The organism is Phycisphaerae bacterium (genome assembly GCA_035275405.1).
In the GTDB taxonomy this organism is placed as follows: Bacteria; Planctomycetota; Phycisphaerae; order UBA1845; family UTPLA1; genus DATEMU01.
Genome location: DATEMU010000001.1, coordinates 181,878 through 205,440, shown reverse-complemented (window position 1 = coordinate 205,440; position 23,563 = coordinate 181,878). Strand labels below are relative to the sequence as shown.

The following is a 23,563-nucleotide window of genomic DNA, read 5'->3' as shown; positions in this document are numbered from 1 at the left end:
AGAACTCGGGCTCTCGATCTCATTGGGTGAATGGGATGGGCCGGGGCCAGTGGAAGCCGGGTAGGTATCAGAGTGGTAGTCATTGACATGTGATGGGTACCTTTCGTTGGTTTCTCTACGCGATGAGACGACGACCGACAAAATGCAAGGCGGGGAGTCCATATCGAGGGTCGAACGACGCGCATGAAACTGACGGAACAGTTGATCGAGGAGAGAGGAACGGAGGATTCTCCAACTCTCTCGGCCGTTCGCGCCGGTTCAGGAATGGGAAGTGAACGATTTTAGACTCCTAAAATGGCCGTGATCATCCATGCGAGGTCGTTGCCGTTGGTCTGTCCGTCGCGATTCAGGTCTGCAGCAACGGCGCGCCGCGGATCGGAATCCAACCCGAGGAGAACTTCAACGATCAGGTTGACGTCTTCCAAGTCCGCATCGTCATCACAATCCAGATCGCCCGCCACGAATGAGCCGATGGCTGGCTGGGCGGCTGTCATCGGGATCGGCGGCCCCTTGTCGGTCTGAAGCCAGAGGTTGTGCAGGATGACTCCCCATTGGTTGGTGACGTTTCCGTCGCGCAACGCTTCGATGTAATGGCGTGTGACGGTCTGGTAGTTGACGGTCACCTCCGCGCTTGCCGCGCCCGAAGGCACGGCGAAGTAAGCGTCGTCCCAATATTGGCCGTCGGCGTAGCTCGTTGCCACGACCGGCGCGCCGCCCGCGTTGAACGCCGCGTTATTGAAGCCCCGAGGCGGAATGCGCGAATCCTTCACGATGATGTCCGCCAGGCTCATGTGCGTCGTCTCTCCCGCGGGATGACCGGTCAGCTGCGCCGCCTGCGGGCTCAGGCCGATCTTCATCTCATAGATGCGCGTCGATTCCTCATCCAGGTGCGCCTCGGCGGCGTCGTAGTGGCCGTATTCGTGCAACAAGGCGTCTGCGGCATCGTAGAACTTCACGTTGAGCCAGACTCGCCGGCCCTCGATGTGCCCCGTCGGGAGTTTGTGACCGGATTCGTTGATGACGCGGACGCGTAGCGCCCCGCAGATCTGCTCGGTCTCCACCGAGGCGGCGCGTTCGAGCATGTCAACGGCCTTATCCCGCCCGGCAATCAACGCGTCCTGGTCCACGTGGCCGTCGTTCTGATAGTGAATGCCGATGATCTCCAACACCCACGCCGAAGCGCCGGCAAAATCATGCTGGGCCAGATCGCTCCGGGTCGGCCCGAAGAAGCAGCCCTTGCCCGTGGTCCGCGGCATATGACAGTCCTGGCACGTGCTCACGACGGTAGCCCCAGTGCCGCCGAACCGGCCGCCCATGTCGACGCCGCCGTTGGCGAACGCGCTGAGCTTCCACTCGGTGAACGTCCGCTCCAGCGGGAATTGGGAGTGCGGGTTTTCGTCAGGCGTCTGCTCGTCAATGTTGTTGTATTGATAAGTGCCGTCCGGCAGACGAATCGTGGCAACGTTGCCGACATCGTGGCAGGTCCCGCAGAAATCGCCGCTGGTATGGAAGGGCGAGTAGATTCGCGGATGCGGTGGGAACGCATCGGCATAGGGCCCGCGGCGCACACCGTTGGGGTCCAGGACAAACATGGCGTTCCCGTAATAGCCCGGCACATCGGCCAGTGAAGCGAGAATGCTCTGATCTTGGATCGGGCTGATCCCGGGCTTGTAAATGGGGTCCACCATGGAGTGGCAGAAGTGGCACGACACGCCATCGCGGTCCATGTCGTCGAGCGTGCTGCCGTCGGCCTGGTAGGCGTGGCCGGTGACGAAGGACATGGGCACGTGACAGCGGAGACAATAGTAACCGACGTTGGTGACGTCCTGATTCGCCGTCGCGAGCTGGGCATAAAAGAGCGGGTCGCGTCCGGCGTTGCCCATGAGGCTGCCTTTCCAGGCGAACCAGGGTTCGCTCGCCGGTTCGAAATACCCGTGACAGTCGGAGCAATTGTCGGAATCAAAGAAGTTTCCGATCGGCACGCCGCCGGGCTGGGTGCCCGAGAGGTGAAAGTCCTCGAGCGTCATGGGAATCACGGCCGCGCCGGCCAGCGTCGCGGCGCCGAGTACGACAAACCAAAGCGCGCCACGAAAACGGGGCGTTTGGAGGGTTGGGTTGCCCGGCATGCTAAGCGACTCCTGCAATTGAGGTGAGGTGCGGAGACCACATCTAATCGGGGGCCTGGCCACGCCTCACCAACCGATAACAATATTTGTTGATCTAGTTATCAAGAATCATACCGCCCGCGATGGTTCGGTGTCAAGACCTGCAGTGCGATTAATGGGGGGTGGTGCTGATTGCCGCCGTGACGAGGGATCGCCTAGGAACGCGATACCCGGTATCAGGCAAAGCGACGTTGGTCATCCGCGTTCCTCGAACCGAGCCGTGAAGTGCCGGAGGACGGGCGGCTCGTACACCATGTGCAGCCCCCGCAGCTCGCCGCAATGGCCGAACAGTTCAACGCACGCCTCCACGACGTAGTCAATGTGGCTCTGCGTATAAACTCGCCGCGGTATCGCGAGGCGGACCAGTTCCAAGCGTGGCCGCCCTTCCGTTTGCGACGGCGAGCGCCCGAACATGACGGAGCCAATCTCCACGGAACGAATGCCGCCCGTTCGGTACAGGCCGCAGACGACCGCCTGTCCGGGAAATTGGTGCGCGGGGATGTGCGGACACATCCGCGCGGCATCGATGTAGATCGCGTGTCCGCCGGGCGGCTCGACGATGGGGACGCCCGCGGCAATCAGCTTTTCGCCGAGGTATTCGACGCTGCGGATCCGATAGGCGAGATAGTCCTCGTGCACGACCTCCTCAAAGCCCTGAGCCATCGCCTCGAGATCGCGACCGGCCAGGCCGCCGTAGGTGATGAAACCTTCAGTGAGAATCAGCAAGTTGCTGGCCCGGTGCAGAAGTTCTTCGTTTCGCAGGAGCAGCAGACCGCCGATGTTGACCAAGCCGTCCTTCTTGGCGCTGATCGTCGCGCCATCGGCCAAGGCAAACATCTCATGGACGATCTCGCGAACCGAGCGATCGGCCCAGGCCTTCTCCCGGCGCTTGATCATGTAGGCGTTTTCCGCGAAGCGGCAGGCGTCGAGAAAGAGCGGCAACTTGTACCGGTCGCAGACGGCACGGACGGCGCGGAGGTTTTCCATGCTCACGGGCTGACCGCCGCCGCTATTGTTGGTAACTGTGACCATGACGAGCGGAATCCGGTCGCGACCGACATCCGCGATCAGCCGCTCCAGTGCGCCAACATCCATATTGCCTTTGAATGGGTAGCGATTGGCCGGTTCGCGGGCCTCGGGGATCGGCAGATCAATCGCCTGCGCGCCGGAGTGTTCGATATTCGCCCGCGTCGTGTCGAAGTGGGCGTTATTGGGGACGATCTTGCCGGGGCCGCCGACGAGTTCGAAAAGGATCCGCTCGCTGGCCCGGCCCTGATGGGTCGGCAGGATATGCTGAAAGCCGGTCAGCTCCTGGATTCGCTCCTGAAAGCGGTAGAAGCTCCTCGCGCCGGCGTAGGACTCATCGCCACGCATCATTCCCGCCCACTGTTCCGCGGACATCGCGCCGGTGCCGCTGTCAGTGAGTAAATCAATGATGACGTCGTCGGCGCGAATTAAGAAGAGGTTGAACCCGGCTTCGCGAAGGATTTGTTCGCGCTCATCGCACGTGGTCATCCGGATCGGCTCGACCGACTTGATACGGAAGGGCTCGATGATGGTCTTCACGCCCTGTTCCTAATCCGTTGTTCGCTTGGCGGTAAAGGGGTCCGAATAGGCCTTCCATTGATGTTCGGGGCGGCTGAGAACCTCGCGGATGACGGCGTTCGTCGCCTCCGCTTCTTTTCTCTTGCCGGCCGCCAGGGCTTCCGAAACCAGATGTTGGGCCTGGGGGATAAACTCCTGATAGAAGCGTTCGGCCACTTCGAACATACCGTGCCAGTGCGTGTAATCCGGTCCCATCATGGAGGCGCCCATCCGCGCCCGCCGGCCTTCGTGGTGCCAAAGCAAATACCACGTCCACTCGATCTCTTCGTCGAAATCCAGTTTGGTGAGCAGCCCCTGATCGTAAAACGCGGTCATGATCTTCTTGCCCGCCTTGGCAAATTTCTCGTTGTAGAGCACGACGAGGTCATCGTACTGTTTGTAAAAGCCGTTCACGTAGTCGGGCGTATGGCAGTGCAGGCAAACGTCCTTCATGCGATTGCGTTTCTGTTCGGCGGTGTCCGCAATCAACAAGGGACGCTTGGTCATGTCGGTCTCGGTCACGATCTTGTGGTCCTTGTCGACGTCCATGACCAGACTGATTGGCGGGCGATTCGTCCAGGAAATCCGCTCGCCGGGATCGTGAGTGATGCGGCCGCCATTCTTGGTGTTGCCGGACATGTGGCAGGTCGCGCAGGTCGGGGCTGCGGCATAATCCTTGCCGAGGATCCACGATTCGGAATCCAGGTTCATCTGGTCCTTCAAGTCGCGGAAGGCAATGCCGTGCTTGGATTCCTCGTAGATTTCCTTTTGCGGATGGTCCGGTCCCATGTGGCATTTTCCGCAACTTTCGGGTTGCCGCGCGCGGCGCGGCGAAAAGTCGTGGCGGCTATGGCAGGCGGAGCAAGACCCCAAAGAGCCGTCGAGATTGATGCGACCGATGCCGGTGTTTGGCCAGGTGGAGGGGTGATAGCGGGGGCGGCCCTCGTCGTTGCGCACCAGGTTCGCCAGCACCGCTGTGTTGGTCGGCTTGCCGTCGGAACCGGGCTTGAGGTCATCGACGGTGACCATTCCTCCATCCTTGGTCATCAGGCCGACCTTTCCGCCGTGACATTGACGGCATCCGAGGTTGGCGCTGGCCATGCCGTTGACCTGCGTGACTTCCATCCCCGGCGTGGGCGAATGGGGATTGAAGAAGCCCCGCATTCCCTCGGCGTTCTCCGCCAGGATGTTATCCAGCGAGGACAGGATGTTTCCGCCCTTGGAATGGTGGCTGCGGGCGAATTCCTCGGATTCTTTCACATGGCATCGCGCACAATCGCGCGGCGACACGACGGTAGCGATGTGCACGCCGTAGTGATCAAAGCCATCGGCATCGCCCTTGTCGGCCGTGTGGCACTCGACGCAGCCCACGCCTTTCTGCGCATGGGTACTGCCCTTCCAGTGTTCGATGATGGCCGGCGACGAGTTGGCGTGGCAATCGACGCAGTTGCGGCTGGCCTCGGGCGTCAGGGCGAGGACGGTGGAGATGGGCATCTTTTGGGGTGACTGATGGCGGCGCGACTCGGTCTCGGCGACCATAATCAGCGCGGCGCATAGCGCTACACCCAAAACAAAGACGATGATCCGCTTGAAATCAAGTGACATGGAGGAATCCTCATTCGGTGTTGTTCACATCATGGCTTCCCACACGGTGAACGTAAGAAATGTCAGAAAGGCCACGATTCCGATGTAAATGCCGATGTCCTTTTTGGGGGCGATCCGCTCCAGCAGGGCGTCGATCCACGGCCACAGGACGATCATCAAGAGGAGCGCGCCGCTCAGGACGACGGCCGTATTGAGCCCGGTGAGTTTTAAGGCGCGAAACTGGAAGTAAAAATACCACTCGGGCTTGATGTGATCGGGCGTGACCAGGGGGTTGGCCTTCTCGCCCAGCTCGGCGGGGAAGACGAGCGTCATCAGTGTCAACAAAAAGAGCAGCAGTGTGCCGATGAGAAGCTCGGTGATGATATGGTCGGGGAAAAAGTTGAACGGCTTATCCGGGTCCTTGCCCTCCCTGAATCGGTCGTGGCGGGCGATGCCATAAATGGCGGTGACCGCCAGAACGACGGCCATGGCCACCCACCCCGCAACGTTTGCCGCTTCCTTATGCGTGAGATCGAAAATGAGCTTGGCGATGGCGAGGATACTGATGGCCAACCAGAGAAGCAGGCCGTACATGTGACCGCGGGCGAGCAAGACGGAAGCGACGGCCAACAAGACGCCTCCGATCATCCAAAGCAGTCGGGCGCTTTGCAGGCTTAGTTCATAAGCCACGATGGTCAGAGGCCCGGCGCGAAAAGCCCCGACGTAAAGGCACGCCAGCGCGCCGACGGCCGCCACTAGGGCCATTAAATGCACGCCCGGAAGTCGTCCCGCGCGCCGCACCTCGTCCATCGGCCAGAGGCGCGAATGGGTGAACGACAACTCCGAAACGCCGTGGAGGCGGAGGACCGCAATGTGCAGGCCGATGAGGATGATGGTCACAACCGGGAGTATCCCGACGTGGAGATTGAACATTCGCGTCAGCGTGTTGGGGCCGATGTCCTCTCCGCCGCGCATGAAGGTGGCGAGCGTCGGGCCGATCAGCGGGACATTGGAAACCAGTTCGGAGGCTACCGTGATGCCCCAGTAGCTGAGCTGCTCCTGGATTAACGAATAACCCGTGAAGCCGAGCGACAGCGTACATAAGAGCAGGCCGCAGCCGATGACCCAGTTGAACTGCCTCGGATGGCGGAACGCGCACGAGAAAAACACGCGGCACATGTGCAGCAGAACTGTGATGATCATCAGGTTGGCCGCCCATTTGTGGATGCTGCGGATGAACCATCCAAACGGAACCGTGTGTGTGATCGCGGCGACGCTGTCGTAGGCATGGTCGGACGACGGAACGTAGTAAAACGAAAGAAGGATGCCGGTTGTGATCTGGATGAAAAACAGATACGCGGGCGTTCCGCCGAGAGCGAACCACCAGCGTTTGATATGACCGGGAACCGGCTCGTTGGTGACTTCCTGGACCTTGCCCCAATCGACAGGGAGCAATTGCCAGAGACGGCCGCCCGCTGCGCGGACGTGTTGTTCACGGCCCGCGGGTTCACGCGCCATAGGGCATCTCCTGGGCCACCATTACATAGACCCATCCCGTTTTTCGATCCACGCGAATTTCGTATTCCAGGAGGTTTTTTCCCTCCTGTGCGGGCGGCCCGGAGACGGCCTTGCCGTCCTTGTCGAAGATGCCTTCGTGGCACGGACATCGAAATCGGCCCTGGCCCTCCTCCCAATGGACTTTGCACCCCAGGTGCGGGCATTTCGTGGACAGGGCGCGAAAGTCCCTTTTCGGGTCGTCAGGGTTGCTGGACGTACGGGCAATGATGATGCCCTGTCCGCGGGGATCCTGAACCGTCCGCGTCGAACCGACGGGAAGCGAGTCGAGCGTCCCAATGAACATCTCCCGGCGACGGCGTTCGTGGCGAAGCGGGACGAGATATTGGAAAAAGTGCAGTGCGCCGGCCCCGTAACCCGCGATCAGCCCGGCAAACATCAATACCCATGTAGCGAACGTGCGACGAGAGTGAGGCTCTTGCGGCATCCTTCGGTGGTCTTTCATGTGTGCATCCTCGCTGCGGCGACCAGGACGGTACGGTCGCAGAGTAGAGTCGAACAACAACAGTTGTCCAGTGTCGCCTTAGACTACGGGCCGCGTACCACTCTCTCACCGCCGACGGGCGCGAACCGCGCCTGGAAAAACCGCAGATGTTTGGGCTCAAAGGTAAATCTGAGTCCGACAATGCGGTCCCGGTGTTCAAAAAGTTCGATTACGGACTCGGCGGTCACGTCCATGTGGGCTTGGGTATAAACGCGCCGAGGAATGGTCAACCGCACGAGTTCCAACGGCGGGTAGACGTTTTGACCCGTGCGGGTATCGCGTCCGGCAGAGACGGCCCCGCGTTCCATCGCGCGGACCCCGGAATCGACGTACAGCGCCGCGGCCAGGGCCTGTGCGGGGAATTGTTCGCGGGGGATGTGCGGCAGGAACTTCAGGGCATTCAGAAAGACGCCGTGTCCGCCGATGGGACGGACCATCGGGACGCCGGCCTCCAACAACATCCGGCCAAGGTACTCCACCTGGCCGATGCGGGCGCGCATGTGGTCGTACTCCACGGATTCGCGGATGCCGATGGACATCGCTTCCATGTCGCGACCGGCCAGGCCGCCGTAGGTGTGCAGGCCCTCATAGACCACGACCATGTTCCGGGCCGCGTCGGCCAGTTCATCGTCATTGACCGCGAGGATCCCGCCTATGTTGACAAGACAATCCTTTTTCGCAGAGATCGTGCAACCGTCGGTATGGAAACATATCTCGCGGAGGATTTCGGCGAGGCTCTTGTCGGCGAATCCCGCCTCGCGCAGCTTGATGAAATAACAATTCTCCACGGCCCGTGTGGCGTCGTGAATCACCTTGATGCCGTGGCGATGGCACAGGGCAGCGGTTTCACGGAGGTTAGAGAGACTGATGGGCTGGCCGCCGGCCATGTTGACATTGGTCGCCACGGAAAGATAGGGAATTCGCCGCGGGCCAACTTCGTTGATCAGCCGGTCCAGCTTCAGCAGGTCGATGTTGCCCTTGAAAGGAAGGTCACTCTCGGGATCGTGCGCCGCATCGCAGACGACGTCGACAAACCGGCCCCCGGCAAGTTCCTGATGCAGCTTGGTCGTCGTGAAATACATGTTGCCGGGGATCACATCGCCTTCCTTGATGAGCAGGCGGCTGAGAATATGCTCGGCGCCGCGGCCCTGATGTGTGGGAATGACATGACGATGACCATAGAACTCCCGTACCGTCTCTTCCAAACGGTAGAAATTGGATGAGCCGGCATAGGCCTCATCGCCGAGCATCAGGCCGGCCCATTGGCGGTCGCTCATCGCCGAGGTTCCCGAATCTGTGAGAAGATCGATGTAGACGTCTTCGCTGCGGAGGAGGAACGTGTTGAATCCCGCCTCGGCGATGGCCCGCTCGCGCTCGTCGCGTGTCGTCATTCGCAAGCGCTCGACCATCTTGATCTTGTAGGGTTCCGCCCAGGATCGTTTGGTCATCGTGGTTTCCTTCGTGGCAGGGGTTGCCTGGTCAGGACTTTAATCTGTGCGCAAGAATCTCGGCATAGGTCGCGTCCAGGCGTGCAGCGGCGCGGTAATGATCAAGCGCTTCGGCCGGTCGGCCCAAAGCCTCCAGCACGCGGCCGAGGTTGAAATGCGGGTGTGAAAAGTCGGCCTTTAGTTCAATAGCCTTGCGAAGCGTTACCTCCGCTTCGGCAAACTGCCCGCGCTGGGCCAACAGGAGGCCGAGGTTGTTGTGCGCCTCGGCCTCTCGCGGGTCGATGGCGATGGTGCGACGATAGGACTCGATGGCATCGTCTGACCGGCCCGACGCGGCCAGGGCAATCGCCAGGTTGTAATGGGGCGACGCGCTCGCCGGCGCCAGGGCGCAGGCTTGCTGCAAGTAGCGAATGGCGTTGGCCAGATCACCGCCTTCGATGAGGAACTCCCCCATGGCGGCGTTGAGCCGGGCCTGCTCATTGGTCGGCAATGAGTTCACGGAGGGGGGCGAAAGGGCGCGGCGGATATACGGCGCCGCCAGCGCGGGTTGTTCGGCGGTCAGGTGAAGCGACGCCAGCCGCGGGGCCAGCCGATCCGGCCGAAACAACCCCCATTGGTCACACATTTGCAAGTGTCGGATCGAATCGTCGACAACCGCTCGTGGCGCGATCTGTCCCGTGGCGATGGCGGCTTGCACGGCATCAAATCCGCGGTGCCCGAAAAACTCATGATATCGAATCACGGCGCTGTGGGTCGCAAACAGGGCTAAGGAGCAGGCCAAAATGATAAACAGCCAACCGCTTCGAGTGAGGTGACCGGCGATTTTCAGGTGAAAGTTGTTGAGACGCACGTGAGTACGCCGCGTCAAACGAATCGCCAGGACGGCGACGTAACCGAGGATTCCGCCAATGGCGAGCGTCATCAGGAAGGGGATCGCGTCGTACAGCCCGCGGAAGATGAACAGTGCGGCCAGAAAGATCGCCGCCACGAGCAGGTCCTCGGCGAGCGTAAGGTCGTAGGGTTTTGCAGAAAGCTTGACCCTTGACCAGAACGAAAGAATGGAAGGCTTGGCCAAGCCGTACGCGAGATTCCCGTTCGGACAAACGGCTACGCAATCGAGGTCTTTTAGACACGCGGGATTGATCACTCTTCCGTAGAGCTGGGCCTCTTCATGGACGCGAACATGGGATTGGCACGTGGCGGTGCAGATCCCGCATTGGGCACAGTCGCCTTTGGCGACGATTCGCCCCGGGGCGAATCGGTCGGCGAGGCCGAAGAGAACGCCATAGGGGCAGCCATAGGTGCAGAAGGCACGCGACCCGAGGACATAGACCATCAGGAAACCGCAGACAAAGAAAGTCAGGGCGGTGATCCAGGGGCTGGGCAGATTTCGCCAGAAGTCCGTGGTCAGGAACGAGGCCCAGCCCTGCGCGTCGGAGTAGATTTTCAATTCCGGCAAGGGCCGACCGGCCAGGACGCGCGAAACTTGCGGCCACGCGAACATGTAGAGCATTGCCCCAAGTGGAACAAAGGCGAGCAGTCGGGAGCGGATGGGTAGAGGGCGAATGTGCAGCTTCGCCAGCAGCCACGCGCAGAGGTCTTCGAGTGCGAGAATGTGACAACCCCAGGAGCAGAAAAATCTCCCGAAGAGGAGCGTGGCGAGGACGGCGAGGGCCATGAAGATGAAGCCGGCGGTGAGGATGCCGAGTTCGAGGGTGTACATCACTTCGTTGAGTTCAAGGGGGGCGAGAGTGCGACCGGCGAGCTTCCAGTGGACAACGTGCGCCGTCATGAGGAGATAGACAGTGGCGAGAGAGGCGGCGCGCCATCGGCTGTAACGATCAGGCCGGCCGGGGCCAACCGGGGCGCGGTCCGTGCTCCGCGCGCTTTGTCGGGCGTCGGCGGACTTGAGCCGGCCGGCGGCGCGGGGGCCAACGTGATCTCTCGGCGCCTTTCTCAATCGAGTCGTCCTCTGCGGGCCTTTTTGTTTCTTTGGTGCGATACCCCTGCCGATTCCGTAAGAATCGGACGAATATTGATTTATATATCCAGTTATCATTATAATGGAAACTCCCCCGCCGGAGCAAGCGCGAGTTCGAACCGGACATTCAGGGGGTGCGATGATCAAGCCTTAAGGCAACGCCCCGCGCTCGAAAACGGGACACTTTCTGGCCTCCGCGACGTTTCAAGAAAGAATCTCGCAAAAACCCTCTTGACGGAGACGGCAAGGGAAGATAATCTATATATTGACTATTTAGTCAATAGGTAAATTATGCTCTCCATGACCGCCCAATATGCCCTGCGTGCAATGGTCTATGTGGCCGCGCAGGAGGCGGGCCGGCCGGTCTTGGCGCGGGAGATCGCCCTGAAAACCGGGGTGCCGTCTCATTACCTGTCTCGGATTCTGCGAGATGCGGTTCGCGAGGGGCTTTTGGAGTCCGCCCGGGGCGTTGGCGGGGGGTTCAAGCTGGCCAAACCAGCCAGCAGAATCAAGCTTCTTGACGTGTTGGCGCCGTTTGACGACGTCCTGGATCGGTCGAAGTGCCCCTTCGGTCAGCCGCGCTGTAACGACGACCAACCGTGCGGCTTTCACGAGTATTGGAAGCCGATTTCCGTTGCGTATCGGCGAATGCTGGAACAGACGACCCTCGACCACGTAGGCCTGGAGGGCCTGATCGGTTCCAAAAAACGGAGGGGGGCCTGAAGACTTGCTTTTTTTGCCGTAATTCTCTATAAGACGATCTATAAATAGATAAATGCCTGCCTGCCACGAGGTGTGACCCAATGTCTCAATCAACCCCAACCGACTGCCCAAGCCGTTTGACACGACGAGAAGCGCGGCCTTCGGCGAAGCCCCAGGCGCGGGTCGCCGCAGCTTGGCGCGCGAGGATTCTGCCGACGCTGTGGATCGTGGCCGTTGTTGCAATCTTCCTCGCCTGCGGCGCCCAACTCGTTCAGGGTCCGCCGCGCTGGGCTGACGGGCCAAGCGCGCAGGCCGCCTCGCCGCGCCCAACGACTCCCGCCGAGCCCGGACAAGATCACGCGGCGCCCGCTCAACGGCACGACGTTGCCGAGCCGACCGGCGACCCGCTCGTGGCGCGAGGCCGCCTGCTCTTTGCCCGACAGTGCGTCATTTGCCACGGTGAAACGGGCGACGGCGCGGGACCGTTCGCGTATCTGATGAACCCCCGGCCGCGCAATTTCCTCAAGGGCAAGTTCAAACTCGTCACGACGCAGAATCAGGTCCCTTCGGATGCCGACCTGGAACGCACCATCATCCGCGGGATGCCCGGTTCGGCGATGCCGCCGTGGGGCCACTTACCCGTGGCAGACCTGAAGGCGCTGGTTGCCTATCTCCGCTCCATCCGCGAAGCGGCCGTGAAGGCCGAGTTGGAACTCGGCGTCAAGGACGGCACATTCAAGTCGGCGGAAGTTCCGGAACTGCTTGCCGAGCGGACGCATCCAGGTCCGGCAATCGTCGTGCCGCCCGAGCCGAAGTCGGACGATTTGCGATGGTTCAACGGGCGGCGCGTATATCTGGAGGCGTGCGCGTCCTGTCACGGTCCCGACGGCCATCCGCTGCCCGAGGCGGTGAAGTTTGATGAGGAAGGATTTCCCGATCCACCGCGATCATTCGTCAACGGGATTTTCAAGGGTGGCATGGACGGGCCCGATCTTTATTGTCGCATCATGAAAGGCATGCCCGGAACGCCGATGCCCGCGTCGGAAGGGACCTATACCGACGACGAGGTGTGGGACCTGATCCACTACGTCCAATCGTTGGCTCGCGAGGGTTCGCAAGATCGTGCGCAGCTCCATCAGGGCACATTCACGGCTTCCAAAGTCAGCGGCCCGTTGCCCGTGGGCCCCAAGGATTCGGGCTGGGGCCAGGCCCGACCGCTCTATGTTGGCATGACGCCGCTGTGGTGGACGGACGAGCGCGTGGAGGGATTGGTGGTGCAGGCCCTGCACAATGGCGAGGAACTCGCGCTGCGAATGACGTGGCTCGATGCGACGCAGGACGATCGAGCCGTCAAGGTGGAGGAATTCCGCGATGCCGTGGCGATCCAGTTTTCGTTGTCCAGCGATCCGCCTTTTTACATGGGCGACAAGACCGATCACGGCGGCGTGAACATCTGGATGTGGAAGGCGGATCGGCAGAAGAACATCGCCGAGGGATATCAGGACGTCGACGCCGCGTTCCCGCAACGCGCGGCGGACATGTATGGCGAGTGCCCGATTCGCGCGAAGGACATGTCGTCGGTGGATTGGCCGCACGGCAAGGTGACCGAGCACAACCCGGAGTTCATCAGCGCGTGGGGCGCGGGCAATCTCGTAGCGGATCCGACGTTGAAGACGCCGGTGGAGTGCCTGGTGGCGCGAGGGCCGGGGACGCTGTCCGGTAAGCCGGCCAACGTCCAGATGGTCCAGGGACAGGCCGTTTACGAGCGCGGCGTATGGATGGTGCAGATGCAGCGAACGCTGGAACTACCGTGCGATCACGAGCACTCCGCGAACAACGCGGACGAACGGGCGTTCTCCTCCGGCGACTATCTGCCGGTGTCGTTTGCCATCTGGGATGGAAAGGCCGGCGATCGCGACGGAAAGAAGAACATCAGCATCTGGCAGAAGATGGTCATTGAGTAACGAACTGCGCCGGCCCATCGAATGCGGCCGGCCTCATACTGGAGCGACACCATGTCGAACCCCAAAAACGCAGGTCTATCTCGACGGGAACTTATCCAGGCGGGCTGCCTGACGGCCATCGGCGGCAGCAGTGTGCTGACATGGTCGCTCAAGGCCCTCGCGGCGCGACCGGACGTAGGCAATCCACTGGGCGGCTATCCGGCCCGCGACTGGGAAAAGATCTACCGCGATCAATATGCCTACGACGGTTCGTTCAGTTGGGTCTGCTCGCCGAACGATACGCACGCCTGCCGCGTCAAGGCGTACACGCGTAACGGCATCATCGTTCGGATGGGTACGCAGTACGACTACGAGAACTACAGCGATCTGTACGGCAACAAAGCGACGGCGAACTGGAACCCGCGGCAGTGTGCGAAGGGGTACACGTTTCATCGCCTCCTCTACGGGCCCTACCGCCTGAAGCACCCGATTATTCGCAAAGGCTGGAAGCAATGGGCCGATGATGGCTTCCCGGAGCTGACGGCGGAGAACAAGACCAATTATAAGTTCGACAGCCGGGGGACGGATGTTCAACTGCGGATCGACTGGGACAGCGCGCTGAAGTACATCGCGAAGGGGTACCTTGCGATCGCCAAGCGTTACAGCGGCGACGCTGGCGCGAAGCTGCTTCGCGCGCAGAGCTACCCCGAGGAGATGATCGCGGAGATGGGCGGCGCGGGGACGCGGACGCTCAAGATGCGCGGCGGCATGGGCCTGCTCGGCGTGATTGGCAAGTACGGCATGTACCGGCTGAACAATTCGATGGCCATGCTCGATGCCGCTATCCGCAACGTCGGTCCCGACAAGGCCCGGGCAGGCCGCAACTGGAGCAATTACACCTGGCACGGCGACCAGACGCCGGGGCAGCCCTGGGTGCACGGTCTGCAAAACTCCGACTGCGATTTCAACGACCTGCGCTTCAGCAAGCTCATCATCATGGATGGCAAGAACCTGGTGGAGAACAAGCTGCCCGACTCGCACTGGTTCATCGAGTGCATGGAACGCGGCGGTCGGATCGTCGTCATTGCCCCGGAGTACGGAGCGCCGAGCACGAAGGCGGACTACTGGATCCCGATTCGTCCGGCGACGGATGCGGCGCTGTGGCTCGGTGTCACGCGCTTGATGATCGACAATAGTTGGTTTGACGAAAAATTTGTGAAAGAATTCACGGACTTCCCGCTGCTCGTTCGGACCGACACGCTTAAGCGGCTCCGCGCGGACGAGGTCTTCCCCGGTTACAAGGGCGCACTGAAGGCCGACGGGGCCAGCATGAAGATTCAGGGTCTTAAGCCGGATCAATACGAGAAGATTGGCGATCGCGTCGTGTGGGACGCCAAGTCGGGCAAGCCGGCCGCGATCACGCGCGACGACGTCGGGAAACGACTCACCGCCAAGGGCATCGACCCCGCGCTGGACGGCAAGTGGACGATCAAGCTGGTCGACGGGTCGTCGGTCGAGGTCATGACGCTTTGGTCGATGTATCGCATACACCTCAAGGACTACGACCTCGACAGTGTCGCGGAGATCACGCACTCGCCGAAAGAGCAGATCGAGCAACTCGCGAAAGACATCTGGGAAACCACGAAGAGCGGCGGCCCCGTGGCGATTCATCAGGGCGAGGGCATCAACCACTGGTTCCATGCGACGGAGGCCAATCGCTCGGCGCTGTTGCCGATGCTGCTGACCGGCAACATTGGAAAAAAGGGCGCTGGCGTTCACGGCTGGGCAGGTAACTACAAGGCCGCGCTATTCCAGGGCAGCGCCATCACCGGCCCGGGCTTCAAGGGCTGGGTCGCAGAGGACCCGTTCGAGGCGAACCTCGACGAGAAGGCGCACGGCAAGGAGATCCACGCGCACGGCTACACAAAGGACGAAGAACCGGCCTATTGGAACCACGGCGACCGACCGCTGATCGTGGATACGCCCAAGGCGGGCCGGAAGATATTTACCGGTCAGACCCACATGCCGACGCCGACCAAGGCCCTGCACTTCACGAACGTCAATCTGTTCAACAACGCCAAGCACGCCTACGAGATGTTCAAGAACGTCAACCCGAACATCGAGATGATCATCGCGCAGGACATCGTGATGACGTCGTCGGTGCAATACTCCGACTTCGGACTGCCGGCCAACAGTTGGGTGGAGTTTCAGGATCTGGAAGTGACGGCGTCGTGCTCGAATCCATTTCTGCAAATCTGGAAGGGAGGGATCAAGCCCGTTTTCGATACGCGGGACGACCTCTGGATCCTGGCGAACATCGCCAAGGCCGTGGGCGAGGAACTCGGCGGGGCGTGGAAGCAGAAGTTCTACGATTACTTCAAGTTCGAGCACGAGGGCAAACGCGGCATCTACATTCAGCGACTGCTGGATACGTGCACGACGACCTGCGGGTACAAGCTGGACGACATCATGGCCGGCAAATACGGCCCGCCGGGCTCGGCGCTAATGCTCTTCCGCACCTACCCGCGGATTCCCTTCTGGGAGCAGATCAACTGCGACGAGCCGTTCTACACCGATACCGGCCGGCTCAATTCCTACAGCGACGTCCCCGAGGCGATCGAATACGGCGAAAACTTCATCGTCCACCGCGAAGGCGCGGAGGCCACGCCCTACCTGCCGAACGTGATCGTGTCGAGCAATCCCTACGTGCGGCCCAACGACTACGGCATCTCGCCCGACGCCGAGCATTGGGACCAGCGGACCGTCCGCAACATCAAGATGCCATGGAAACAGGTCCGGCAGACGCAGAACTTCCTCTGGGGGCGCGGCTTCAAGTTCTTCTGCCTGACGCCAAAAACGCGGCATCGCGTGCACTCGACATGGAGCAACGTCGACTGGCACATGATCTACGATAGCAGCTTCGGCGACCCGCACCGCATGGACAAGCGTTCGCCCTATGTCGGCGAGCAGCAGATGCACATCAACCCGCAGGCGGCGCGCGACTTGGGCGTCAACAACGGCGACTATGTCTATGTCGACGCCAATCCGGCGGATCGGCCCTACATCGGCGCGAAGCCCGACGATCCGTTCTACAAGGTCGCGCGGCTCATGCTTCGGGCCGTCTTTAATCCGGCCTATCCGTACAACACGATCATGATCAAGCACTCGCCCTACATCGCGACGGAGAAGAGCGTCAAGGCCCACGAAACGCGGCCCGACGGCCGGGCCCTTTCGGATGACGGCTACCAGGCGAACCTGCGCTACGGGTCACAACAGAGCCTGACGCGCAACTGGCACATGCCCATGCACCAGACGGACACCCTGTTCCACAAGGCCAAGGTGTTCATGGGCTTCATCTTCGGCGGCGAGGCGGACAACCACGCCATCAACACCGTGCCCAAGGAGACGCTCGTTCGCGTGACCAAGGCGGAGGACGGCGGTCTGGGCGGTAAGGGCATCTGGCTGCCGGCGACGACGGGGATGTCGCCCGCCGGGGAGAGCGATGTGATGAAGCGTTATCTCGCCGGCGGATTCGTCGGCGGCGACGGGGCGACCGATCAGCCGGTGATCGAAGAGTTTTGAATCGGACGAGTGCGTAAAGCGCGGCGTGAGCGCCGCAGGAAGACGAATCATGCCTTACAACGACCCGGACGAGACGGACCCGATGACGCTGAATGGCGTCGAGATCGAGACGGACGATCCGTCGACGATGAGGGAGATGGCGTTGTGCTTCATCGAGGAATATGTGCGGCTGGGACACAGCGCCGAGACGATCCTGGAACTGTTTACGAACGGCGATTTTGCCGGACCGACCATGGCCTTACATCATCTGGGCCGCGGCGTGATCCATTCGATGATTGAAGAGCAATTTGGACTGTGGGGTCCGCGGGCGAGGCGGCTGGCCGTAGATCAGACGGCCGCCGGCATGAGCCTGCCAGTCCTTCAACCCTAGGAGTGCGCCATGCCTGCTGTCTATAACTGGCAACTCGGTCGAGCGATGAATTATCCCTACGCCCCGGCGGCGCCAAAGGAGCAGTTCGCCTTCGTCATCAACATTAACCGCTGCATCGGGTGCCAGACCTGCACCATGGCCTGCAAAAGCACGTGGACGTTCTCCAAAGGCCAGGAGAACATGTGGTGGACCAATGTCGAGACGAAGCCCTACGGCGGATATCCCCAGCACTGGGACGTCAAGATCCTGGACCTGCTCAGCCAGGCCAATCCCAACGGGATGTCGTGGGACGGTGCGCCGAATGATGACCGCCGCCGACCCTATGGCGAACTCAAGGGCAAGAACATCTTCGAATCGCCGGAGGTGATCGCCCGAAACGGCCAACCCAATCTCGTTCTGGGTTATCTCCCCACGGAGGAGGAATGGACAGCGCCCAACATCCACGAAGACACACCCACGGGCGGCCGGACGCGCCCGATGGACTTCGGCAGCGGCGAGGATGCGACCGGCGACAAGAAGCACAAGGCGTGGTTCTATTACCTCGCCCGTCTTTGCAACCACTGTTCGTATCCCGCGTGTCTGGCGGCGTGCCCGCGCAACGCGATCTACAAGCGGCCGGAGGACGGCATTGTCCTGATCGACCAGAAGGAATGCCGCGGTTATCGCAAATGCGTCGAGGCCTGTCCGTACAAAAAGTCGATGTACCGCGGCACGACGCGGACGAGTGAGAAGTGCATCGCCTGCTATCCCCGCATCGAAGGGACCGACCCGGAGTCTGACGGCGTGCCGATGGAAACGCGCTGTATGGCGGCATGCATCGGTCAGGTCCGCATGCAGGGACTCGTCAAGGTCGATCCCGACAATGTGTGGGTCGAAGACCGGCACAATCCGCTGTTCTACTTGATTCACGTTGCTAAAGTGGCCCTGCCGCTCTACCCGCAATTCGGCACAGAGCCCAACGGCTATTACATCCCGCCCCGCTGGGTGCCCACGAAGTACCTCGAACAGATGTTCGGACCCTGCGTGCAGCAGGCCGTCGAGCGCTATCGCTATCCCGATCGCGAACTCCTGGCCGTGTTGCAGCTCTTCCGGCGCTCGAACCGCATCATCGCGCGGTATGAAATGAAGGAAGGGCCGAAGGTGTATGAGACGACGCGCGACGGCAAGAAGTTCGAGATGTTCAACGACACCATCATCGCCTTCGACCGAAAGAATCGCGAGATCTTCCGGACGCAGGTGGAGGAGCCGGTCCATGTCCGACCCGACAAACATGCCAACTCAATCTGAGTCCGAAGCGGCGTCACGCCCCGCTCACGAAGACACACGCACTGAATACTCCGTGCAGTGCCTGGCGCGGGCGCGATGCGCCCGTTTCCTCGCGGAGCTTTTTGGAGTCGATGACGTCGGCGTGTTTGAGCGGCTCGGGGACGAGGCGCTCCATCGCGAACTCTCGTTGGCGGCCGGTGTATTGTCAATCGACGAGGCCAACCTCCGGCCACTCTTTGCCGATCGACCGCCCTTCGACCACATCCTCGACGCACGCAATCGGTTGCTCGGCCACACCGTTCGCTCGGCCTGCCCCCCCTATGAATTGGAGTACGGTCAGGCGGAGGTCTTTCAGCAAAGCCAGCGGCTCGCGGATATTTCCGGGTTTTATGCCGCGTTCGGATTCGAGACGGCCGGGCTGATCGCCGAACGCCCCGATCACGTGGTTGCGCAATGGGAGTTTCTCTTCGTCCTTGCGCTGCGGGAGGCGCAGGCGCTTGCCGACGGCCGACTGGAGGACGCGGCGAGTTGTCATTCGGCACAGCGCTCGTTTCTGAAGGACCATGCGGCGACGTGGATGCCGGCCTTTTTCGAGAGGATTCGTCGCGCCGAGCCGCCACCCTTCTTTCTGGCGGCGGCCAACATCGCCGATCGCGTTCTCAGTGAATGGTGCGCGGCACTGGCCGTTCCGATGGGGGCGCGCTGGATCGAATTGCGGCCGATCAGCGAAGAGGACAGCACGATCACGTGTGGCGCGCCCGGCGAGGGAACGGTCGAACTCGGCCCGACGCTTGCCGCGGCGATGGCGGAAAGGTAGACCGATGTTACTTGTCATTCAGCCCGATCTGGTCGAGCGCGTCGTGTTCGAGGCGGTCCGCGGCGACGCCGCACAATCGCGGGCCTATCACCGCGAATTCGCCCGCTGCCACAATGAGCCGGAGGGCGAAGCGCGCGACGCCGTCTTCCGCCAATTTCACGAGCGCTGGTTTGAGCAACTCGGCTTCCACCGACGCATAAACGATATCGTCAATGAGTTCAGGTTCATCACTCGTGAAGTATCGCGCGTCGTAATCACCCCGGCCGGAGGGCGCGGCGGGCAGTCGGCGGAGTTGTTCGGGAAGCCCGGAACTTATTCCGTGGTCTTGACCGTCGCCGCGGCGACGCTGCTTGACGACGCGGCCTTCGCCTATTGGGCGCGCCACGAGTTACTGCACATCGATGACATGCTCGATCCTGGTTTTGAATACGATGTGGCCGCGCGGCCATCCGGTTCCAGTTTGGCCGCCCGCAACCTCGGGCGCGATCGTTACGCGTTGCTCTGGGCCCTCAGTATTGATGCCCGACTCGCGCAGTCCAATCCTACCGCCCGGCTTCTGAAGACCCAGCGGCAAAGGGAGTTCGCGCTGGCCTGGGGCATCTGCGATTCGCAGGCGGCGGATGAAGTTTTCGACCATTTCTGGACGAAGTTCGCCGCCGGCCGGCCCACGCATCAGGAATTACTCGCCTGGACGCGCGCCACTTGGACGGGCGTAGCGGAGAACGACGGCGCAAGCCCTCATCGGCGTGCGATCCTGCCCGGCGATCCGTGTCCGGCCTGTAAGTTCAAGACATTTGATTGGGCGTCCGCGTCACAACTTGAGCAGATTGACAATGTCGTTCGCGAAAACTTGCCCGGCTGGCGCCCGGAGGACGGGCTTTGCGGCCGATGTGCGGAAGTGTATTCGATAGAGACTGCCGGATGCGTCCCGGTGGCAGTCTAAGGGTGAGATAGAAAATAGAAAGGAACGGACATGCCCCCATTTGTTGACAGCTTTGGCGATCAATTCACGGCGGTAATTATCAACACCATTGGGACCATCCTGAGTGGAGTCTTTGTATCGCTCTTCGGCTCGTTTGTGACCAACGTCATTTCGCCATTCCTTGAGAGCCTGTTCGGCACCGGAATGTAATGGGTCGGGCTCCTATGTCGATCTGTGTTCGTCTATTTGCCGCGCTGACGGGCTTCTGCGTTCTTGCCAATCGAGCAACGGCACAGAACTCCGCTCCAGTCCCGACGAGTCATCCGGCAGAGACAGTAAAGCCGACGACAACCGCTCCGGCGGCGTTGCCCGGGCCGAAGTACCTCGCCCTGCGCTACAACGAGGATTTTTCTTACCTTGACGGACCGCCCGGCAGCTACAAGCCCGATTTCTTCGATCCGATCAAGCGCATCCACCTCGGTCCCGACTGGACGCTCCGGCTGGGCGGCGAGGCGCGGTATCGAATGGAGTCGCAGACGAACCTCAATTTCGGGTTCCGCCATCCCACGCAAGACACGTACCTTCTTTATCGCCACCTGTTGCACGCAGACCTGCGCTATCGCGACCTCTTTCGAGTTTTCTTCGAGGGGATCGACGCTCGCGTCGCCGACCGCGACCTGCCGCAGGTCCCGGGGATGGAGAACACATTCGACTTTGAACAGTTGTTTGCGGACCTGCGCATACTTGGCGAACAGACGCCGCTGACGCTGCGCGCCGGCCGTCAGAAACTGAGCTACGGAAAGGAACGACTCGTCGGCGCATTGGATTGGATGAACGAGGGGCGGCGGTTCGACGGCGCCAAGCTCTTTTACACCAGCTCAAAGCTCGACATCGACTTCTTCTGGGCCAAGCCGGTCGTGTTCGCGACCAAGCCGTTTTCCAACCCCTGGAACACGCACATCAACGAGGGCATGAACCACAAGATCGATCATTGGCGGGAAGAGCAGCAGTTCTACGGTACCTACGCGAGCTACAAGGGAATCGCCGACCACGTCGTGGACCTGTACTTTTTCGGTCTCAACGATGACGGGTTCCTTACCAACGCCAACAACCGGATGGGCGATTTGAATATCTACACCCTCGGCGGGAGATTCGGAGGAGCGAGTTGCGGCTTCGATTCTGACGTCGAGGGTGCGGGTCAGTTTGGCAAATGGGATGGCGATGAGGTGCACGCATGGATGGTAGGCAGCGAGGGCGGCTACACCTTCAAGGATGTGCCCATGACGCCGCGCGCGGGGCTCGGCTTCGATTACGCGACCGGCGACGACACGCCGCGCGACAACAGCCACGACACGTTTCACCAGCTTTTCCCCACCGGTCACGCCTTTTTGGGCTACATCGATCTCGTCGGGCGGCAGAACATCATCGCCCCCAACGTCAATTTCTCATTCAAGCCCTTCAAAGATGTGACCGTCAAGGCGTTTTACTACCACTTTTGGCTCGATTCGAACCTGGACGCCCTGTACAACGCGGGAGGGGTGCCAATCCGGCGTAATGCGACCGGATCGTCAGGCAATGACGTGGGCGACGAACTCGACCTCACGGTGAACTGGCAGGTCGACGTCCATTCTTCCTTCCTTTTCGGCTGGTCGCACTTCTGGCCGAGCAACTTCATCAACAGTTCGGGGTTCTCCCGCGACGCGGACTTTCTCTATTTGCAATACCAGTTCAAGTTCTGATGACCACCATGATCGCGCTACCCGTGATGTCCGTGGAAGAGGCGATCGTCGCGACCGCCGACGCGGAAGAGTCCCCCGCCGGTCCACTCATCGACGGCTGCGGTCGAGTCATCGATCACCTGCGCTTGTCGGTAACGGGCGCGTGCGATTTGCGGTGTGCCTATTGCCGGCCGGCCGGCAAAGCGGGGTACTCCGCGCTCGCCCGCGCGCTATCAGATGCTCAGCGGGTCGATTTGGTGCGACTGCTTTATGAAGCCCACGGATTGAAGCAATTGCGGATTACCGGCGGTGAGCCGCTCTTGCACCCTACGCTCGCTCCTTTGTTGTCGGCGATTCGCAGCGCGGCACCCAACCTGGAAATCGCCATGACAACCAATGGGCAACGCCTGGCACAAACTGCCCGTGTCCTCCACCGCGCGGGGCTCGACCGGTTGAATGTCTCGCTCGACACCTTGGCTCCCGAACGTTACCGCAATTTGACGGGTGGCGAATTGCGGCCCGTTCTCGAAGGTCTCGAATCCGCCGTGGCCGAAGGATTCCCGGCGCCGAAGATCAACGTGGTCGCGCTTCGCGGTGTTAATGACGACGAACTAGCCCGTCTCGCCCAGTGGGCCTTTCGCCGGGGATTCGAAATCCGCTTCCTCGAAGCCATGCCCATCGGGCCGGCGGCGAATTTCAACCGCGCACATTGTCTCTTGGGCAGCGAGATCAAAAAGAGACTCGGCGCGGACTTTGAACTGCGGCCGTTGCCCCGTCAGGCTGGTGAAACCGCCGCCCGGTTCACTGCCGTGAGCGAGTTTGGTGAAGGCATCATCGGCATCATCGCCCCGCTCAGCGAATCGTTCTGCAGCCAGTGTAGACGTATCCGAGTAACCGCCGACGGAAAGTTGTTCCCTTGCCTGTTGGATTCTCGCCACGTCGATTTGTCATCGTGTTGGCGAAGCGGCGCATTTCAGGCGCGCCGAGCAATGTCTCTTGTTTGCGACGTCGTCAACGGTAAGAAGCAAGCCGGCCCGTTGCGACAGGATACGGCCATGGTCTCATTGGGCGGCTAGATGCACGGGCGCTGAGCCCGATTCTGTCGCCAGTCTGCTTTTTGTGCTTTGTGATAGGATAGGATGACGCCCCAACGTAGTGCCCGTGGCTGGGCATAACAACACTAGCGTGTTTACTCAGTCGACAGAACAGGTAGATCGCCTGGGTTAGCCTTCGTGCGGGACGTGATCGAGCCTCTCAAGTTTCGGTTCCGCGACAGTTCTATTATCGACATCTACCACCACCTAAGTGATCGCGAATCGCAGAGACATATGACGGAGTTGACCTTTGCGGACGGAGAAACGGGCAGCGTCGCCCATGACACGCCGGCCGCGTAATTAACACAGGAGCCGCCGCACGGGCGGA

Annotated in this window: 17 protein-coding genes; 10 read left to right on the top strand and 7 right to left on the bottom strand. The window is 61.1% G+C overall.

Translation table 11 applies throughout. The features are described 5' to 3' along the window. Positions 1-281: 281 nt before the first annotated feature. The 7 genes from VJZ71_00815 to VJZ71_00785 form a co-directional block, all read right to left on the bottom strand. On the bottom strand, positions 282-2,126 hold the full coding sequence (locus VJZ71_00815) for a hypothetical protein (GenBank protein HKQ46592.1): 1,845 nt from the start codon (positions 2,124-2,126) through the stop codon (positions 282-284). A 234-nt stretch (positions 2,127-2,360) separates the two neighbouring features. Beyond that, a complete protein-coding gene (locus VJZ71_00810; protein HKQ46591.1) occupies positions 2,361-3,731 on the bottom strand; it encodes a tryptophanase in 1,371 nt (456 codons plus the stop codon). Between the two features lie 9 nt (positions 3,732-3,740). After that, entirely contained in the window at positions 3,741-5,354 is a 1,614-nt protein-coding gene (locus VJZ71_00805; GenBank protein ID HKQ46590.1) for a multiheme c-type cytochrome, read from the bottom strand. Between the two features lie 24 nt (positions 5,355-5,378). After that, on the bottom strand, positions 5,379-6,851 hold the full coding sequence (locus VJZ71_00800; protein ID HKQ46589.1) for a cytochrome b N-terminal domain-containing protein: 1,473 nt from the start codon (positions 6,849-6,851) through the stop codon (positions 5,379-5,381). Next, a complete protein-coding gene (locus VJZ71_00795; protein HKQ46588.1) occupies positions 6,841-7,353 on the bottom strand; it encodes a ubiquinol-cytochrome c reductase iron-sulfur subunit in 513 nt (170 codons plus the stop codon). Before VJZ71_00795 ends, VJZ71_00800 begins: the two co-directional genes overlap by 11 nt. A gap of 83 nt (positions 7,354-7,436) precedes the next feature. Then, a complete protein-coding gene (locus VJZ71_00790) occupies positions 7,437-8,840 on the bottom strand; it encodes a tyrosine phenol-lyase (protein ID HKQ46587.1) in 1,404 nt (467 codons plus the stop codon). A gap of 31 nt (positions 8,841-8,871) precedes the next feature. Further along, positions 8,872-10,800, bottom strand: a complete 1,929-nt coding sequence (locus tag VJZ71_00785; GenBank protein HKQ46586.1) for a tetratricopeptide repeat protein — start codon at positions 10,798-10,800, stop codon at positions 8,872-8,874. 321 nt (positions 10,801-11,121) lie between these two features. On the opposite strand from VJZ71_00785, the gene VJZ71_00780 reads away from it, so the two are divergent. The 10 genes from VJZ71_00780 (at position 11,122) to VJZ71_00735 (ending at position 23,217) form a co-directional block, all read left to right on the top strand. Beyond that, positions 11,122-11,544: an Rrf2 family transcriptional regulator gene (locus VJZ71_00780; GenBank protein ID HKQ46585.1), complete on the top strand. Its 423-nt coding sequence runs from the start codon at positions 11,122-11,124 to the stop codon at positions 11,542-11,544. 206 nt (positions 11,545-11,750) lie between these two features. Further along, positions 11,751-13,487 (top strand): ethylbenzene dehydrogenase-related protein, encoded by a 1,737-nt coding sequence (locus VJZ71_00775; protein HKQ46584.1) that lies wholly within the window; start codon positions 11,751-11,753, stop codon positions 13,485-13,487. Positions 13,488-13,538: 51 nt separating this feature from the next. Further along, positions 13,539-17,048, top strand: a complete 3,510-nt coding sequence (locus tag VJZ71_00770) for a molybdopterin-dependent oxidoreductase (GenBank protein HKQ46583.1) — start codon at positions 13,539-13,541, stop codon at positions 17,046-17,048. Between the two features lie 49 nt (positions 17,049-17,097). Beyond that, complete coding sequence (locus VJZ71_00765) at positions 17,098-17,418, top strand: hypothetical protein (protein ID HKQ46582.1); 321 nt, start codon at positions 17,098-17,100, stop codon at positions 17,416-17,418. Positions 17,419-17,427: 9 nt separating this feature from the next. After that, the gene (locus tag VJZ71_00760) at positions 17,428-18,705 is read left to right on the top strand and encodes a 4Fe-4S dicluster domain-containing protein (GenBank protein HKQ46581.1); all 1,278 of its coding nucleotides are present in this window, start codon (positions 17,428-17,430) and stop codon (positions 18,703-18,705) included. Then, positions 18,671-19,501, top strand: a complete 831-nt coding sequence (locus VJZ71_00755; protein HKQ46580.1) for a molecular chaperone TorD family protein — start codon at positions 18,671-18,673, stop codon at positions 19,499-19,501. Before VJZ71_00760 ends, VJZ71_00755 begins: the two co-directional genes overlap by 35 nt. A gap of 4 nt (positions 19,502-19,505) precedes the next feature. After that, positions 19,506-20,444 carry a hypothetical protein gene (locus VJZ71_00750; protein HKQ46579.1) on the top strand — a complete coding sequence of 313 codons (939 nt, stop codon included), beginning with the start codon at positions 19,506-19,508 and terminating at the stop codon, positions 20,442-20,444. A 30-nt stretch (positions 20,445-20,474) separates the two neighbouring features. After that, on the top strand, positions 20,475-20,633 hold the full coding sequence (locus tag VJZ71_00745) for a hypothetical protein (GenBank protein ID HKQ46578.1): 159 nt from the start codon (positions 20,475-20,477) through the stop codon (positions 20,631-20,633). Between the two features lie 14 nt (positions 20,634-20,647). Beyond that, the gene (locus VJZ71_00740; protein ID HKQ46577.1) at positions 20,648-22,162 is read left to right on the top strand and encodes an alginate export family protein; all 1,515 of its coding nucleotides are present in this window, start codon (positions 20,648-20,650) and stop codon (positions 22,160-22,162) included. 8 nt (positions 22,163-22,170) lie between these two features. After that, a complete protein-coding gene (locus VJZ71_00735) occupies positions 22,171-23,217 on the top strand; it encodes a radical SAM protein (GenBank protein HKQ46576.1) in 1,047 nt (348 codons plus the stop codon). Positions 23,218-23,563: the final 346 nt, after the last annotated feature.